Genomic DNA, 14,972 nt, shown 5'->3' on the forward strand with positions numbered 1-14,972 from the left:
CCCCGGCGGTCTGCCTCTGCATGGAGAAGACGGAGCACATCGATCTGGGAACGGCCGCGGCGCGGGTGGCACGGCTCGCCGAGGGCGTCGGGGACGAGCGGCTCGGGGACCCGACGCCGTGTCCGGAGTACGCGGTACGGGAGGTGCTCGCCCATCTCGTCGGGCTGAGCGTGGCCTTCCGCGACGCGGCCCGGAAGGAGTTCGGGGCGACGACGGGCACACCGCCCGGCTCGGTCCGCCCGGTCCTGGCGGACGACTGGCGTACGGCCCTGCCGAAGGCCCTGGACGAGCTGGCGGCGGCCTGGCGCGAGCCGGGCGCCTGGGACGGCGACACCCGGGCGGGCGGCGTCGAGATGCCGGCGGCCGTCATGGGCCGGGTCGCGTTGAACGAGCTGGTGATCCACGGCTGGGACCTGGCGCGGGCGACGGCGCAGCCGTACGAGGTGAGCGAGGAGGAGCTGGCCGTGTCCAAGGCCCTGTTGACCCCGGCGGAGGACGCCCCGGCCGAGGACGGCTTCTTCGGCCCGATCGTCCCCGTCCCCGCCGACGCACCCCTCCTCGCCCAGGTGATCGGGTTGTCCGGCCGCCACCCGGACTGGCGGGCCTAGAGCAGTGTCGCGAGGCTGCGGCAGGCCGCCCGGATCGGGGCGATCACCGGGACCGTGAAGCGGGGGCGCAGGGCCTCCGCCGCCTCGCCGAGTGGGCCGCCGCCGATGACGACGGCCCGCGCGCCGTCCCGTACGACGCACTCCTGGACCGCGCGGGCCAGGCTCTCGACGAGCGCCTCCGGGTCGGCGGACAGGGCGTGGGGGTCTCCCTCGGTGAGGCGGAGGCCGGTGAAGCGGTCGCGGACGCCGAGTGCCGCCACGGCGTCGGCGATGGGGCCCGCCAGACGCGGGGTCGTCGTCGCGATGCCGAAGCGGGTGCCCCCGGCGGACGCCTCCAGGAGGGCGGCCTCCCCGATGCCCACGACGGGGACCGGGGCGAGGGCGCGCAGCTCCGCCACGCCCGGGTCGCCGAACGCGGCCACCAGCAGCGCCGCGCAGTCGCCGGAGACGAGGGCCCGTCGGCCGGCGGCGACGACCTCGGGCGCCGCGGCCCGGAGCGCCGCCGGGTCCGTGAGCATCCGCGGACCGCGCGCCACGGTCACCCCGCGGACCCGGGCAGAAGGCCCCAGCGTCCGGCGGGCGATCCCGGTCATCATCGTGGTCGTGGCCGACGACGTGTTGGGGTTGACGAGCACGACCGCCGGAGCCCCACGCCGACGCGGCCGCCCCCGGCCGCGGGGCGACGTCGCGCCGGCGCGCGTCCCGCCGCTCCCCGCGGCGTCAGCGCCCGCCACGCCGCCACCTGTCACTCCACGTGCCCATCACTCCAGCGTCCATCACACCGCCGCCCGCCGTGCCATCGCCCGGCACTCCAGCGCCCCTCACGCCGCCCGCCGCCCGCCGCCCGCCGCGCCCCCGCCAAGCCGCCCGCCGCGTCCGCCCCGCCGCGCCCCCGCCCGGACCGCGCCGGGGTGCGCCGTGGCCACGCCTCCGGGGAGTGGCCGGAGCGAGCCGTGCCGTCCCCCGTACGCCGGAGCGGGCCGTGCCCGTCCCCGTACGCACGACGCCGGTCCCCGCGTCAGACGCGGGGACCGGATCGACGGGCGGCGGGGGCACGCTCAGTGGACGTGCGCCGCCTTCGCCGTGTGGGCCTCGGAGATCTCCTCGCCCGGCTCCATGGGCGCGGTGACCGTATCCTCGTCGCCGCGCTTGCCCAGGTGGTTGAAGACCAGGTTCAGCAGGACCGCCGCGACACAGCCGGTCGAGATGCCGGAGTCCAGGATGATCTTCGCCGTCTCCGGGAAGGCGTGGTAGAACTCCGGCGCCGTGATCGGGATGATGCCGACGGCCAGCGAGACCGCCACGATCAGCACGTTGTTGTCCTTCTCCAGGCCGGCCTTGACCAGGGTCTGGATGCCGCTCGCCGCGACCGAGCCGAAGAGGACCACACCCGCGCCGCCGAGCACCGGCCGCGGGACGACCGAGATGAGCGAGGCGGCGACGGGCGAGAGGCCCATCAGGACCAGGAAGCCGCCGCCGCAGGCGACCACGAACCGGCTGCGGATCCTCGTCATGGCGACGAGCCCGATGTTCTGGGCGAAGGCGCTGCACATGAAGCCGTTGAAGAACGGGCTGATGGCCGAGCCCAGGGTGTCGGCGCGCAGTCCGGCCGCGATGGTCTTCTCGTCGGCGGGCCGGTCGACGATCTCGCCGAGCGCGAGCATGTCGGCGGTCGACTCGGTCATCGAGACGAGCATGACCACGCACATGGAGATGATCGCGGCGAGTGCGAACTGCGGGGCGCCGAAGTGGAACGGCGAGGGGAAGCCGATCACGGACGCCTCGGCCACCGGGCTGAAGTCCGTGACCCCGAACGGGATCGCGATGAGCGTGCCGAGGACGAGACCGACCAGGACCGCGATCTGCTTCAGGAAGCCCCGGGTGAAGCGCCGCAGGAGCAGGACGACCACCAGCGTGATCGCCGCGAGGGTGAGATAGGTCGTCGAACCGTAGTCCTTCGCCGCCGGGTTGGGGCCTTGGGCCCAGCCGAAGGCGACCGGCAGCAGCGAGACACCGATGAGGGTGATCACGGTGCCGGTGACGACCGGCGGGAAGAAGCGGACGAGCTTGGAGAAGTACGGGGCGGCTATGAAGCCGAGCACTCCGGCGACGATGATCGCGCCGAAGATGATCGGGAGTGCGTCGGCCTTGTCGTCCGTGGTGTCGACGATCGCGAGCATCGGGGCGACGCCGGCGAAGGTGACTCCGTTGACGAACGGCAGCCGGGCGCCGATCTTCCAGACGCCGAGCGTCTGGAGGAAGGTGGCGAGCCCCGCGGTGAAGAGGCTGGCTCCGGTGAGGAAGGTCAGTTCGGTGCCGGAGAGACCGACGGCCGCGCCGACGATCAGGGGCGGGGCGACCACACCCGCGTACATGGCGGCCACGTGCTGCAGACCGCTGGTCATCATCTTCAGAGGCGGCAGAGTCTCGTCGACCGGATGCTTCCGGTCCTCCGAGTCGGCGGCGCTTTCATCCTGTGCATCATTGCGAAACCTGGGCGTGGTGGCCACGGCGGTTCCTCCGGTCGGGTAACACGTCGGCGGTGACGTGGGTGTCTTGGAGGTGGTGCAAAGCAGGGCAGGTCGTGCGCCTCACGGTGTGCGGCTCATGAGGAAGGGGCGGGTGTCGCAGGGGCTTCGACGGAGTTCGGCAGGTCGCGCGGTACTGGGGGAACCGCTCGTGTTGGGTGCCCGGGAGGGGGACACGTCGACCGTCCGGAGGGTGCCGTACCTCTTTACGTACGGGCACCCCCCGTCCGGCCGGCCACGGACCCCGCTCGGGTCCGCGGCGACCGACCGAGGGCCGTCCCCCTCGGTCGGACTCCTTGGGGAGGTCAGCCCTGGGCCGTGATCCGGGCCAGGCGCTGCGCCTCCGCGCGCGCGTCGCGGGCGATCGCGTCCTCGTCGGCGAAGAGCAGGCGGTTGTTCTCGACGATCTGCTTGCCGTTGACGAACGAGGCCGTCACCGGGGCCGCCGCGCCGAAGACGATCGCGGTGACCGGGTCGGCGATCGACGAGTGGCCGAGGCCGTCGATCTTCCACAGCACGAAGTCGGCGAGCTTGCCGGCTTCGAGCGAGCCGATCGAGTCGGCGCGGCCGAGGACCTGGGCGCCGCCGAACGTGCCGAGGCGCAGGGCCTGGCGGGCGTTGAGCGCGGCCTCGCGGTGGACGCCGAGGCGGTTGATGAGGAGCGCGTTGCGCAGCTCGGTGTGGAGTTCGCCCGACTCGTTGGAGGCGGTGCCGTCGACACCGAGGCCGACGGGGACGCCCGCCTTGAGCATGTCCGGTACGCGGGCGATGCCGGCGGCCAGACGCGCGTTGGAGGACGGGCAGTGGGCGACACCGGTCTTCGTACGGGCGAAGGCCTCGATGTCGGAGTCGTTCATGTGGACGCAGTGGGCCATCCACACGTCCTCGCCGAGGAAGCCGGTGGACTCGAAGTAGTCCGTCGGGCCCATGCCGAAGAGCTCGTGGCAGAACTTCTCCTCCTCCACGGTCTCCGAGCCGTGGGTGTGCATGCGCACGCCGAGGCGGCGGCCGAGCGCGGCGCCCTCGCGGAGCAGTTCGGTGGAGATGGAGAAGGGGGAGCAGGGGGCGACGGCGACCTGGGTCATCGCGTCGAAGGAGGCGTCGTGGTACTTCTTCACCGTCTCCTCGGTCGCCGCGAGGGCGCCCTCGGTGGTCTCGACGGCGAAGTCCGGCGGCAGACCGCCGTCCTTCTCGCTGCGGTCCATCGAGCCGCGGGCGAGGGTGAAGCGGACGCCCATGTCCTGGGCGGCACCGATGATGGCGCCGGACAGGTCGCCGGAGCCCTTCGGGTAGACGTAGTGGTGGTCCATCGCGGTGGTCACACCACCGCGGGCCATCATGGCCAGCGAACCCTGGGCGGCGACGCGGACCATGGCCTCGTCGATGCGGGCCCAGGTCGGGTAGAGCGCGACCAGCCAGTTGAAGAGGTTGTGGTCGGTGGCGAGGCCCCGGGTGATCCACTGGTAGAAGTGGTGGTGGGTGTTGATCAGACCGGGCGTCACCAGATGACCGGTGGCGTCGATCCGGCGGACCACGTTCTCCAGGCCCTCGGGTGCCTTGCCGGCGCCGATGGACTCGATCTTGTTGCCCGCGACGACGAGGTGGCCGGAGGCGTACTCGGTGTCGTGGGCGTCTACGGTCGCGATCGCACAGTTCTCGATGACGATGCGCTCGACAGTCGAAGGTGCTGCCATGGCGGTGCTTCCTTCATTCCTCGGGGGTGGTGTGGGCACGGCAGGACCCTAGGAGGATTTGAGTGCCGGAGCCGCGTGACCGCTCCGGGTGCCGAGATGGTGGAAGAACAGATTGAGCGTGACCGCGACGAGCGCTCCGGCGCTGATGCCGGAGCCGAGCACGGTCTGTGCCCAGGCCGGGAAGTCGGCGTAGAAGGTGGGCGCGGCGAGCGGGATGATGCCCGCTCCGAGCGCGACGGCCACCAGGATGATGTTGGAGCTGTCGTCGAGTCCGGCTTCCGAGAGGGTACGGATTCCGGAGACGGCGATCGAGCCGAAGAGGACGATACCGGCACCCCCGAGGACCGGCATCGGGACCATCGACACGACCGCTCCGAGGACCGGGAAGGCGCCGAGGACCAGCAGGGCGCCGCCGGCGACGGCGACGACGTAGCGGGAGCGGACCCGGGTCAGCGAGACCACTCCGACGTTCTGGGCGAAGGCCGAGGTGGGGAATCCGCCGAAGACCGGGCCGAGCAGGGTGGCGATCCCGTCGGTCCGCAGGCCCCGGGTGATGGTCTTCCCGTCGCTCCTGCGGTCGCAGATCTCGCCGAGGGCCAGCATGCCGGCGCTCGACTCGGTCATGAGGACCAGCATCACGATGCAGAGCGAGAGGATCGCGGCGGGCTGGAACTCCGGTGCGCCGAAGGAGAACGGGCCGGGGAGTGCGGCGACGGGCGCCTCGCGCAGTGCGGTGAAGTCGGCCATCCCGAACGGGATCGCGGCGAGCGTTCCGATGAACAGGCCGAGCAGCAGGGCGATCTGCTTGACGAAGCCCTTGCCGAAGCGCTGGAAGAGCAGGACGACGACGAGCGTGAAGCCGGCGAGCGCGAGGTACTTCATCGCGCCGAAGTCGGCGGCCTCGCTGTTCCCGCCCTGGGCCCAGCTCACTGGCACGGGCATCAGGGTGACGCCGATCAGGGTGATCACGACGCCGGTGACGAGCGGCGGGAAGAAGCGGAGCAGCCGGCCGAAGAAGGGGCCGACGGCGAGGCAGAAGACTCCGGCGACCATCACCGCGCCGTAGATGGCGGGGAGTTGGTGGCCGGGGGTGCTGGTCTCGGCGATCGCGAGCATCGGGGCGATGCCTGCGGACGAGGCCGCGTTGACGAACGGGAGCCGGTTTCCGGCGAAGCGGCCGGCCCCGAGGGTCTGGAGGATGGTGGCGCAGCCGGCGATGAGCAGGCCGGCGGCGATCAGCCGGGTCATTCCGGCGGCGTCCAGGCCGACCGCCTGGCCGATGATCAGCGGAGGGGTGACGACGCCCGCGTACATCGCGGCGATGTGCTGGAGCGCGGCGGGAACGAGCCGCGAGGCGGGGAGCTTCTCGTCCACCGGGTGGACCTCGGTCGAGGTGGCCGGCGGGGTGGAACAAGGGCCTTCGGCAGGTGCCGGCCCCGTTGCGGGCTGTGCCATGGGTACGTCCCTCCGGTGGTGGCGGCCCCCGCCCGACTGCGGGCGGGCGGGGGCGGCCACGCGGTGCCGCCTAGAGGTTGGTCATGTCGACCGGGATCTGCGCCGTGGCTCCGTCACGCAGCACCGTGGCCTCGATGAGGCCGTACATGCGGTCGGCGGCGTAGTAGACCTCGTTGTCGTTCTTCAGCCCGAAGGGCTCGAGGTCCACCAGGAAGTGGTGCTTGTTCGGGAGCGAGAAGCGGACCTCGTCGATCTCCGAACGGTGGTTGATGATGCGCGAGGCCATCTGGTACAGCGTCTGCTGCAGCGAGAGGGAGTACGTCTCGGCGAAGGCCTGGAGCATGTGCTTCCTGGTCTGCTCGTAGGACTTCTCCCAGTTGGGCATCCGCTGGTCGTCGTCGGTCCAGTTGAACCGCCAGCGACCGGACACCTGCGTGGCCAGGATGCGGTCGTACGCCTCCTGGAGCGTCGTGTACTTGTCCTTGATGTAGCCCCAGAACTCCGAGTTGGTGGAGTTCATCACGACGAGGTCCTTGAGGCCGGAGATGACCTCCCACTTCTCACCGTCGTACGTGATCTGGGTGACGCGGGTCTCCTGGCCCTTGCGGGCGAAGGAGTGGTTCACCTCGTCGGAGCCGATGAACTTGGAGCTGTTGTCCGAGGTCGCGATGCGCTCCCAGGAGTACTCCTCGATCCGGATCCGGGCCCGGTGGATGGGCTCCTGGCTCGTCACGAAGTGACGCGCGAGGTGGATGCCGAACTGCTCGGCCGACTCGATCCCGTACTCCTTCGCGAAGGCGAAGACGGTGTTCTTGGTCGTGTCGGTGGGCAGGCAGTGGGCGTTGGAGCCCGAGAGGTGGACGTCGTCGAGGTCGCCGGAGAGGGCGACGGAGACGTTCAGGTCCTTGATGTGGTGGGTGTCGCCGTCCCGCGTGATCTTGACGACGCGGTTCTCTGCTTTGCCGTACTGGTTCTGGCCGAGAATCGTGGGCATGTCTGCTAGCTCCCTCGGTAAACGGAGTAGCCGAACGGGTTGAGCAGCAGCGGTACGTGGTAGTGCTCGCCCGGAGTCACCGCGAAGGTGATGGTCACTTCCGGGAAGAACGCGCCGCTGTCCCTTACGCGGGGGGCGTCCTGCTGCGCCTCGGCTTGCTTCTTGTTGAAGAAGTACGCCTCGGTCTCGAAGCCGAGACGTACGTGGGTCGTGCCCTCCGGCAGAGCCGGCAGGTCCTTGCAACGCCCGTCCGCGTCGGTGGCGGAGCCACCGAGCGTGATCCACTGCGCGTCGAAGCCGCTGCGGGCCGCGAGCGTGATGGCCACGCCCTCGGCCGGGCGGCCGATGCTGGTGTCCAGGATGTGGGTGGACACCGAGGCGGTGGTGTCGGTGCTCATGCGTTCTCTTCCTCGTTCTCTGCGCGCTCTACGAGACGGGTCAGCCGGATACGGTTGATCTTGCCCAGTTCGGTGCGGACGATCTCCCGCTCCTGCTCGGGCGCGTTCTCGATCCGGTCGCGGACCGCGTCGCGCATCTGCTCACCGGTCTTGCCGGTCGCGCAGATCAGGAAGACATGACCGAACTTGTCCTGGTAGGCCAGGTTGAGTTCGAGCATCTCGGCCTTGAGCTCCTCGGAGGCGCCGGCCATCCCGCTCTGCTCGCGGGAGGAGGTCGGGTCCCCTGCCTTCGGACGACCGATCGGCGGGTGGCCCGCCATCGCCTCGGCCAGGTCCTCCGCGGTCAGTTCGGCCATGGCGGCGTCGCTGGCGAGGAAGAGGGCTTCGACGGTGGCGTACGGGCGCTGGGCGAGAACCTTGCTCCCCCACGCCGAGCTGGAACACACCTCGTGAAGCGCGGCGACAGCGTCGCTGTCCGCCGAGGTGTTGAACCGGGTGAGGCCCGGTGTCGTACCTGAAGTCACGGGAAGCCTCCGTGGCTGTTTTTCGCTGTGCGTCGGACGGGCTGCGGATAGCTAACGCCCTCCCGCAACACCGCGTCAACACTTTGTTGAAAACTCGGTCATACAAAAGCCGCCGTCCCGACATCTGGACGACGGCCTTCGCGCACACATGATCAACTAGCCGTTCTCGGCGGCCTTTTCCCTGCTCAGGGCCGTCTCCCGGTTCAGGTAGTTGTAGACGGTGAAGCGGCTGACACCCAGTGCCCCGGCCACCGTCTCCACTCCGTGCCGGACCGAGAAGGCGCCGCGCGCCTCCAGCATCCGGACCGCCTCCTGCTTGGCCTTGCGGTCCAGCTGGGCGAGCGGCATCCCGTGCCGTCGCTCCATGGCGGCGAGAATGTGGTCCAGCGAGTCCGAGAGCTGCGGCAGCCGTACGGCGATCACGTCCTCCCCCTCCCAGGCGAGCACCACGTCGTCGGGTTCGGCCTGCTCGGGGCCGAGTATCTCCGCGCCCATCGCGTCGACCAGCGGCTTGACCGCGGCCACCAGGGGGTGCTCGCTCACGACTCCTCCCCGATGACGTTCACCTGGAGGGAGACCCGGGTGGCGCCGGCCGCCAGGGATTTGCGCAGCAGCGCGTCGACCGCGGTCAGCACCGCGTCGGAGCCGCCTTCGGCCGTGTTGCCGAACGGACCGACGTCCACCGCGTCCAGTTCGGCCGCCTGGATGACCTCACGGGCCACGACCGCGTGCTCCGGCGCCTCGTCCAGGTCGAACGGCTCGGTCGTGAACTCCACTCTCAAACGCACCATGGCCCCACGCTACTGGCCGGAAGGGCACCGACGGCAGCCCTGAGCTGCCGGACCCCTCTTGACAAGTGCGCGGCTCCCCTTGCAACATTCCGTCAGACAGAAAGTTACTTCCGCAATACGGAAGGAGCGCCGCCCCTCATGGGATACACGGACCAGCGCTTCGATGTGAACCTGTCGATCCTCTTCACGGAACTCCCGCTCCTGGAGCGCCCCGCGGCCGCCGCCGCGGCGGGCTTCACGGCGGTCGAGCTGTGGTGGCCCTGGATCGACACCGCCACCCCCGCCCAGAGCGAGCTCGACGCCCTCAAGAAGGCTCTGGACGACGCCGGCACCCAGCTGGTGGGCCTGAACTTCTACGCCGGGCAGCTGCCCGGTCCCGACCGCGGCGCGCTCTCCGTGCCCGGTGAGGAGTCCGACCGCTTCCGCGCCAACATCGAGGTGGCGGCCGACTTCGCCGCCTCGGTCGGCTGCAAGGCGCTCAACGCGCTCTACGGCAACCGCGTCGAGGGCGTGGACCCGCAGATCCAGGACGCCCTCGCCCTGGAGAACCTGGTCCTGGCGGCCCGCGCGGCCGACCGGATCGGCGCGATCCTGCTCGTCGAGACCCTGAACAAGCCGGAGTCGCCGCTCTACCCGCTGGTGAGCGCCCCCGCCGCGATCGAGGTCGTCGACAAGGTGAACGCGGCCACCGGCCTCGGCAACGCCAAGTTCCTCCTCGACATCTACCACCTGTCGATGAACGGGGAGGACGTCAGCCAGGTCATCGCCCGGTACGCCGACAAGACCGGCCACGTCCAGATCGCCGACAACCCGGGCCGTGGCGCGCCGGGCACCGGCGAGCTCCCCCTGGAGCAGCTGCTCGACGAGCTCGGGAAGGCCGGTTACGACGGCTGGGTCGGCCTGGAGTACAAGGCCGCCGACGCCGCCGCGTCCTTCGAGTGGCTCCCGGCCGAGGCCCGCGCCGCCCGCTGACGCCGGGCGGGGGCCGACACCCCCTTCCGGCCGAGCCCCCCGTGGCCCCGGCCCGGCTCCACCCGCCGGAGTCCGGGCGCCACGACGCGGGGGTCAGCCCCCCCTGACATCGCACAACCCCGAGAGGCACCCTCACCATGAGCACTCTTCCCAAGATCGCGTGGATCGGCCTCGGCATCATGGGCTCCCCCATGTCCGAGAACCTGATCAAGGCCGGCTACTCCGTCACCGGCTTCACCCTGGAGCAGGACAAGCTGGACCGCCTGACCGCGGCCGGCGGCACCGCCGCCGCGTCGATCGCCGAGGCCGTCAAGGACGCCGACGTGATCGTCACGATGGTGCCCGCCTCCCCGCAGGTCGAGGCCATCTCCTACGGCCCCGAGGGCATCCTGGAGAACGCGAAGTCGGGCGCGCTGATCGTCGACATGTCGTCGATCACTCCGCAGACCTCCGTCGACCTCGCCAAGAACGCCGCCGAGAAGGGCCTGCGCGTCCTGGACGCCCCGGTCTCCGGCGGCGAGGCCGGCGCGATCGAGGCCGTGCTCTCGATCATGGTGGGTGGCGAGCAGGCCGACTTCGACGAGGCCCTGCCGATCCTCGAGGCCCTCGGCAAGGTCATCGTGCTGTGCGGTCCGCACGGCTCCGGCCAGACCGTGAAGGCGGCCAACCAGCTCATCGTCGCCGTGAACATCCAGGCGTGCGCCGAGGCCGTGGTCTTCCTGGAGAAGTCCGGCGTGAACCTCCAGGCCGCCCTGGACGTCCTCAACGGCGGTCTGGCCGGCTCCACCGTCCTGACCCGCAAGAAGGACAACTTCCTGAACCGGGACTTCAAGCCCGGCTTCCGGATCGACCTGCACCACAAGGACATGGGCATCGTCACCGACGCCGCCCGCAACGTCGGCGCGGCCCTCCCGGTCGGTGCCGTCGTCGCCCAGCTGGTCGCCTCCCTGCGTGCGCAGGGCGACGGCGGCCTGGACCACTCGGCCCTGCTGCGCGCCGTCGAGCGCCTCTCCGGCCAGCAGGTCTGACCTCCGGTCCGACCCCAGACTTCCGGTCGGCGGCGGCGCTGACAACCTGTCCTGTCGCGCCCAGGCGCCGCCGCCGCCCGGAACACCCCACTTCACTTTCAACAAACTGTTGACGCTGGGTTCGCGGCGAATTTACGCTCCTGAACACCCCGCACAGTCAGCGGTGCAGCTCCCGTACGGAAGGTCACCATGTCGAAGCGCGTGCTTACGACCGAGTCCGGCGCCCCCGTCGCCGACAACCAGAACTCCGCCACCGCCGGCGTCGGTGGCCCCATCCTGCTCCAGGACCAGCACCTCCTGGAGAAGCTCGCGCGCTTCAACCGTGAGCGGATCCCGGAGCGCGTGGTCCACGCCCGCGGCTCCGGTGCGTACGGCTACTTCGAGGTGACCGACGACGTCACCGGCTTCACCAAGGCCGACTTCCTCTCCGAGGTCGGCAAGCGCACCGAGACGTTCCTGCGCTTCTCCACCGTGGCCGACTCGCTCGGTGGCGCGGACGCCGTCCGCGACCCGCGCGGCTTCGCGCTGAAGTTCTACACCGAAGAGGGCAACTACGACCTCGTCGGCAACAACACCCCGGTGTTCTTCATCAAGGACCCGGTCAAGTTCCCCGACTTCATCCACTCCCAGAAGCGCGACCCCTTCACGGGCAAGCAGGAGCCGGACAACGTCTGGGACTTCTGGGCGCACTCCCCCGAGGCGACGCACCAGGTCACCTGGCTCATGGGCGACCGCGGCATCCCCGCCTCGTACCGTCACATGAACGGCTACGGCTCGCACACCTACCAGTGGACCAACGAGGCGGGCGAGGCCTTCTTCGTCAAGTACCACTTCAAGACGAACCAGGGCATCCGCTCCCTCTCCGCCGACCAGGCCGCCGAGCTCGTCGGCAAGGACGCGAACTCGCACCAGACCGACCTGCTGCAGGCCATCGAGCGCGGTGTGAACCCCTCGTGGACCCTGTACGTCCAGGTCATGCCGGCCGCCGAGGCCGCGGAGTACCGTTTCAACCCGTTCGACCTCACCAAGGTGTGGCCGCACGGCGACTACCCGCTCCAGCGCGTGGGCCGTCTGGTCCTCGACCGCAACCCGGACAACGTCTTCGCCGAGGTCGAGCAGGCCGCGTTCTCCCCGAACAACTTCGTCCCGGGCATCGGTCCCTCGCCGGACAAGATGCTCCAGGGCCGCCTCTTCGCCTACGCGGACGCGCACCGCTACCGCCTCGGTGTCAACCACACCCAGCTGCCGGTGAACGCCCCGAAGGCGACCGTGGCCGACAACTACGGCCGCGACGGCCTCATGGCCACCCGCAACGGCCGGCGCACGGACAAGAACTACGAGCCCAACTCGTACTCCGGCCCCTCGCAGACCGACGAGGTGCCCTCGGCCCCGCTGGCGATCCACGGCTGGACCGGCAACCACGCGGCGCCCGAGCACGCCAAGGACGACCACTTCTTCCAGGCCGGTGAGCTCTACCGCCTGATGTCCGAGGACGAGAAGGGCCGTCTGGTCGCCAACATCGCCGGTGGCCTGTCCCAGGTGTCCCGCGAGGACATCATCGAGAAGAACATCGCGCACTTCGCCGCCGCCGACGCGGAGTACGGCAAGCGCGTGGCCGAGGCGGTCCGCGCCCTGCGCGAGGACTGACCCACGGCGGTATCCAGACCGCGTACGGCATGTGACGGGAGGTCAGGTGTCGTACGCCGTCCGGACCGACGGCCCGGATGAGGGGTGGCCGGCGGAACGGACAGCGTGAGGACCGCGGCGGCGCACGAGCCAGTGCGGTGGTAAGGGCGGACCAGGCCCCTTCTTGACCTGAAGGAAGGGATCCCCGGCCCACCCGTCGTCGCCGCCGCGGTCCCAACGCCCCACCTCCCCCGAAGACTCCGCCCGGCGGCGCGAACGTCCTGTCGCGCCAGCCTCGCACCGTCGGGCGGGCACAACGAGAGCGCGGAACCAGGTTTACGGTCCCTGGTTCCGCGCTCTTTCGCGTTCCCCCGGTACGAGAGGTCCACCGGGCGACAGCGCATCGTTTCTGCGGTGAAGATCCACACCCGCACGGGCGAGCGCACCGCGATTCGCCGCCCGTGCGCCCCTCCCCCGCCGCTATCCACTCGTACGTGATCAAGAACCTGGTGCGGGGCCTGGCCCCGCTCGCGCTCATCCTGTCCCCGCTCGCCGTGCCCTCCCCGGCCATGTCGGCGAACGTCGTCCTCTTCCCCGACGCCCTCGCCGACCTCACCGAGGCCTCCGAGGCAACGGCCGGCTTCCAGGTCTCCGCCTTCCGCCACTGGAACAACGGTCTCGACCCGGCCGACGGCTGCGACACCCGCTCCGAGGTCCTCCTGGACGAGGCCGTCGACGCCCCGAAGACCGGGGCCGGCTGCGCCCTGACGGGCGGGAAGTGGACCTCGTACTACGACGGCCAGACCGTCACCGACCCCGCCGCGCTCCGCGTCGACCACGTCGTCCCCCTCGGCGAGGCCTGGGAGTCGGGCGCCTCCGGCTGGACCGCGGCCCGGCGAGAGAAGTACGCCAACGACCAGGGCGCGCCCGGCACCCTCGTCGCCGTCACCGCCCGCAGCCAGAAGGACAAGGCGGGCCGCGACCCCGCCGACTGGGTGCCGTCGGACTCCGCCCAGTACTGCCGCTACGTCGCCGAGTGGGTGGGCACCAAGCTGCGGTGGGGCCTGAGCGCCGACAAGGACGAGGTGGAGGCGCTCAAGCTGTTCGCCGACGGACCGTGCGAGGAGACGGTCGTGGTCCGTTCGAAGGCCCCTGAGTGAGGGCGAGCGTCAGCGTGACGGCGAGCGAGGCGACGGCCAGCGCCACCATCGCCGTACGCGGTGAGGCGTACTGGCCGACGGCGCCGGCCAGCACCGCGCTCAGGCCCTGGAGGGCGAGCATGCCCGAGGTGTGCAGCCCGAGTGCGTGACCGCTCAGCTCGTCCGGCACGAGTGCCAGCAGCCGCTCCTGGTACAGCAGGCTCGCGCCGTAGCCGACCGCGGAGACGGTCACGGCCGCGAGCGCCCACGGCAGCGCCGGATCCAGCGCGAACAGCAGGAACGGGGCCGCGAGGAGGGCCTGGAGGGGAGCGGCGAGCCGGCCGCGCAGCCCGCCCGGGAGGAACCGGCCGACGATCGTGTCACCCGCCAGCATCCCGAGCGCGCCGCAGGCGAACAGCAGCCCGGCGCGCTCGGGGTCGTACGGCACGAAGAGCGACTCGCAGCCCACGATCAGCCCGTTGGGCACCCAGAGCGCGACGTACACCCGGCGGCGGGCGCGGGAGGACCACAGGCGCCGGTTGGTCCGCCAGGTCTCGGCGGCCGAGGCACGGCCGGTGGCGCGCGGGGCGCGCCGGGAGAGGCCCGTACGGGCCAGGAGAGCGGCGGCGAGATGGAGGGCCGCGCCGGTCAGGACGGTGCCGCCGGGCGAGAGGAGGGAGACGAGCAGGCCTCCGGCCGCGAACCCGGCGATCTGGCAGGCGCCGACCGCCATGTTCATCACCGAGCGGCCGAGCAGATATCCCCCGCGGGGCAGGATCTCCCCGAGCAGCCCGTAGCGCACCCCGCCGGCGACGGATCCGACGAGTCCCTGCGCGAACAGGATCGCGAAGACCGCCCCGACCGGCAGGCCCGGCACGGCCGTCGCGGCACCGCCCACGGCGAAGAAGAACGCCATCCCTGCGAGCGCGGCGCGCGGCGGGAGCCGGTCGGCCGCCGAGAGGAGCGTGGCGGCGCCGAGGAGCTGGACGAGCGAGGGCCCGAAGAGGGCGAGGGAGGAGAGCAGCGGGGAGCCGGTCCGCCGGAAGACAAGCGTGGCGAGTCCGAGGCCGGCGACCGTCTGGGCGGCGACCTGGACGGAGCAGGTGAGGAAGAGCGGGGTGAACTCGGGTGTACGGAAGAGCTCGCGGTAGCTGCGCATGCGGCGGAGTCTCCGGGGGCCCCGGGCCGGCCGGTAATGTTTCGCGGGGAGGCGAA

At 71.0% G+C, this 14,972-nt stretch carries 15 protein-coding genes; 5 read left to right on the plus strand and 10 right to left on the minus strand.

Annotated features, from left to right (window positions below; all coding sequences use genetic code 11):
- Positions 1-20 precede the first annotated feature (20 nt).
- Positions 21-608 (plus strand): TIGR03086 family metal-binding protein, encoded by a 588-nt coding sequence (locus M5362_RS03240; RefSeq protein ID WP_260225752.1) that lies wholly within the window; start codon positions 21-23, stop codon positions 606-608.
- Here the strand turns inward: M5362_RS03240 and M5362_RS03245 are convergent.
- The 9 genes from M5362_RS03245 to M5362_RS03285 form a co-directional block, all read right to left on the minus strand.
- Positions 605-1,243: an aspartate/glutamate racemase family protein gene (locus M5362_RS03245; protein ID WP_260225753.1), complete on the minus strand. Its 639-nt coding sequence runs from the start codon at positions 1,241-1,243 to the stop codon at positions 605-607. The genes M5362_RS03240 and M5362_RS03245 overlap by 4 nt on opposite strands.
- 423 nt (positions 1,244-1,666) lie before the next feature.
- A complete protein-coding gene (locus M5362_RS03250) occupies positions 1,667-3,016 on the minus strand; it encodes a nucleobase:cation symporter-2 family protein (protein WP_260225754.1) in 1,350 nt (449 codons plus the stop codon).
- A 425-nt stretch (positions 3,017-3,441) separates the two neighbouring features.
- Complete coding sequence (locus tag M5362_RS03255) at positions 3,442-4,830, minus strand: 8-oxoguanine deaminase (protein WP_260225755.1); 1,389 nt, start codon at positions 4,828-4,830, stop codon at positions 3,442-3,444.
- Between the two features lie 48 nt (positions 4,831-4,878).
- Positions 4,879-6,285 carry a nucleobase:cation symporter-2 family protein gene (locus M5362_RS03260; RefSeq protein WP_260225756.1) on the minus strand — a complete coding sequence of 469 codons (1,407 nt, stop codon included), beginning with the start codon at positions 6,283-6,285 and terminating at the stop codon, positions 4,879-4,881.
- Positions 6,286-6,355: 70 nt separating this feature from the next.
- On the minus strand, positions 6,356-7,279 hold the full coding sequence (gene pucL / locus M5362_RS03265; protein ID WP_260225757.1) for a factor-independent urate hydroxylase: 924 nt from the start codon (positions 7,277-7,279) through the stop codon (positions 6,356-6,358).
- A 5-nt stretch (positions 7,280-7,284) separates the two neighbouring features.
- A complete protein-coding gene (gene uraH / locus M5362_RS03270; RefSeq protein WP_260225758.1) occupies positions 7,285-7,677 on the minus strand; it encodes a hydroxyisourate hydrolase in 393 nt (130 codons plus the stop codon).
- Complete coding sequence (gene uraD / locus M5362_RS03275) at positions 7,674-8,201, minus strand: 2-oxo-4-hydroxy-4-carboxy-5-ureidoimidazoline decarboxylase (protein WP_260225759.1); 528 nt, start codon at positions 8,199-8,201, stop codon at positions 7,674-7,676. Before uraD ends, uraH begins: the two co-directional genes overlap by 4 nt.
- Before the next feature lie 156 nt (positions 8,202-8,357).
- Positions 8,358-8,696, minus strand: a complete 339-nt coding sequence (locus M5362_RS03280) for a helix-turn-helix domain-containing protein (RefSeq protein ID WP_260226153.1) — start codon at positions 8,694-8,696, stop codon at positions 8,358-8,360.
- Positions 8,697-8,740: 44 nt separating this feature from the next.
- Positions 8,741-8,989: a thiamine-binding protein gene (locus M5362_RS03285; protein WP_260226154.1), complete on the minus strand. Its 249-nt coding sequence runs from the start codon at positions 8,987-8,989 to the stop codon at positions 8,741-8,743.
- A gap of 141 nt (positions 8,990-9,130) precedes the next feature.
- Between M5362_RS03285 and M5362_RS03290 the strand changes: the two genes are divergently transcribed.
- The 4 genes from M5362_RS03290 to M5362_RS03305 all read left to right on the plus strand — a co-directional run bounded on the left by M5362_RS03290 (position 9,131) and on the right by M5362_RS03305 (position 13,778).
- Positions 9,131-9,964, plus strand: a complete 834-nt coding sequence (locus M5362_RS03290) for a TIM barrel protein (RefSeq protein ID WP_260225760.1) — start codon at positions 9,131-9,133, stop codon at positions 9,962-9,964.
- A 137-nt stretch (positions 9,965-10,101) separates the two neighbouring features.
- A complete protein-coding gene (locus tag M5362_RS03295) occupies positions 10,102-10,992 on the plus strand; it encodes a 2-hydroxy-3-oxopropionate reductase (RefSeq protein ID WP_260225761.1) in 891 nt (296 codons plus the stop codon).
- Between the two features lie 189 nt (positions 10,993-11,181).
- Positions 11,182-12,639 (plus strand): catalase, encoded by a 1,458-nt coding sequence (locus tag M5362_RS03300; protein WP_260225762.1) that lies wholly within the window; start codon positions 11,182-11,184, stop codon positions 12,637-12,639.
- 473 nt (positions 12,640-13,112) lie between these two features.
- Complete coding sequence (locus M5362_RS03305) at positions 13,113-13,778, plus strand: HNH endonuclease family protein (protein WP_260225763.1); 666 nt, start codon at positions 13,113-13,115, stop codon at positions 13,776-13,778.
- Here the strand turns inward: M5362_RS03305 and M5362_RS03310 are convergent.
- On the minus strand, positions 13,714-14,916 hold the full coding sequence (locus M5362_RS03310) for an MFS transporter (protein ID WP_260225764.1): 1,203 nt from the start codon (positions 14,914-14,916) through the stop codon (positions 13,714-13,716). The two genes, M5362_RS03305 and M5362_RS03310, sit on opposite strands and share 65 nt — an antisense overlap.
- Positions 14,917-14,972: the final 56 nt, after the last annotated feature.

The organism is Streptomyces sp. Je 1-79, assembly GCF_025195125.1.
GTDB lineage: Bacteria > Actinomycetota > Actinomycetes > Streptomycetales > Streptomycetaceae > Streptomyces.